The sequence below is a fragment of the Mesorhizobium sp. M1A.F.Ca.IN.020.06.1.1 genome (assembly GCF_004023265.1).
Taxonomy (GTDB): Bacteria; Pseudomonadota; Alphaproteobacteria; order Rhizobiales; family Rhizobiaceae; genus Mesorhizobium.
This window is the reverse complement of sequence record NZ_RZSR01001140.1, coordinates 1-1692: the sequence shown is the minus strand read 5'-3', so window position 1 is coordinate 1692 and position 1692 is coordinate 1. Positions and strand designations below refer to the sequence as shown.

The following is a 1692-nucleotide window of genomic DNA, read 5'->3' as shown; positions in this document are numbered from 1 at the left end:
GGCGATGAAGGCGGCGATCGGCGACGTGTCGCGCTTCGACGATCCGCAGAAGCTCGTGACCTATCTCGGGTTGAACCCAAGCGTCCGACAGTCCGGCCAGGTCCGGCCTACCATGGGCGGATCACCAAGCAGGGCCGTGGTCATGCGCGCGGCATGCTCGTCGAGGCGGCCTGGGCGGCCGCTCGTGCTCCCGGACCGTTGCGAGCCTTCTCCCTGCGGCGTGCGAGCCCGGCGCGGACAGCATGTCGCGGCCGTGGCAACCGCACGCAAACTCTCTGTCGTGATCTGGCATCTGTTGATGAAGGGCGAGAGTTACGCGTGGGCTCGACCCTCCCTGCATGCCAAGAAGCTTGCGCGATGTGGAACTCAAGGCCGGGAGCAAGGCTGTGCGCGGCCAAAAGGGAGCCGCGCACGCCTACAACATAAAGAGCCACCGGGAAGAAGAGCGCCGCTGGGTGGAGCAGGCCGAGGGCGCCTATGCACGCCTCGCCGCCGGTTGGAACCCACGAGGTCCGAAGAGGGTAGGCACGGATGCCGCAAACGAGGCGCGACGATAGAAGCTGCGCGGCAGGGCTCTCATCTCGGACCCTGCTCTTCGCCACGCGGTCGTCCGTGCGCGACAGGAGAATAGCGCAGATTTATCAACAAGGCTCTTGTCGATCACATCAGTGGTCTTGGGCGCTGTACGGCCGGGTGAAGACTTTGCAGGTGGCCCGGAAAGCGTTTGACCTGTAGCGAAGCAATTGTCGTCATTACGCGCTCGACCCGGGCGCCCAGCTTGGCATAAGAGCTACGTGGCCTCAGGAAGCGTCGTCAATGCAGACCATGGACGAATTCCCAGCCGATGCCGAGATGCCGGTCGACCGTGCCTGTCGCCGTCCGGTGATGCGATGCCCCCGAGCGCATGAGTTCGCCCCGGATGCTCCCGGTCACGACGCACGGGTTCGGGTTCCAAGGCGCTCAGTTTGTTCGCGCCTAATCGGTGTAGGGCGCGGCAGAAATACGAGCGTGACGAAATCGGAAAGAATGATCCTGAAGCGGCGATTCGGTAGAGCCGGGTCAATCTATCCGACGAAATAAACGAGCACTGGATGGGCAGGAGAGCGTCGCGAACTGGAGGGCAAGAGCTCCCGGACGCAGCGTTAAGTTTGAATACCTCCGCGGACATGGTCGCGAGCTCATCGCGCAAATAATCGAGCAGCCGAGCGCCGGCCGCACTCATGACCGGCTGGGCTCGGTTAATCTTGCATGCCGCGCCCATGAGGTTGCGCTCTGTCGGGAGTGCGTCGAGCACAACGAGGAGATGTAGTTCACGACCTTTGAAACGCGTGGTCAACTATCCAAAGTGTGGATGCCTTTCATCGAAACAAACGATTTCATCAATGTTGTGGAATCCTGCATGGGCAGAAGCACCTGACGGACACCGATGCCCCACTGCCTCATGGCGTGGCGAGCGTCTTAAGAAACCGCCCGAAAGGAGATTTTTCATGCGCTCTACCGGGCAGTGGAGTGTTGGGAAAGGGAGTTGCAACTGACCGGCCATGTCAAACTGTCCGACTTCTTCCGAGCCTATGGACAGACTGGGAGACGCGCACGGTGTAGCGGCTCACATCGTCATACTGCACCTACGCCACACACCGGCCGGACCTGATCCGGCTTTATGAGCATTGGGCTTTGTCAGTCGCACAAGCG

Annotated in this window: 1 pseudogene; it reads left to right on the top strand. The window is 61.4% G+C overall.

From position 1 onward, the window contains the following. Positions 1–557, top strand: a pseudogene (locus tag EOA60_RS31810) (transposase); the annotation flags it as partial. Positions 558–1692 lie beyond the last annotated feature (1135 nt).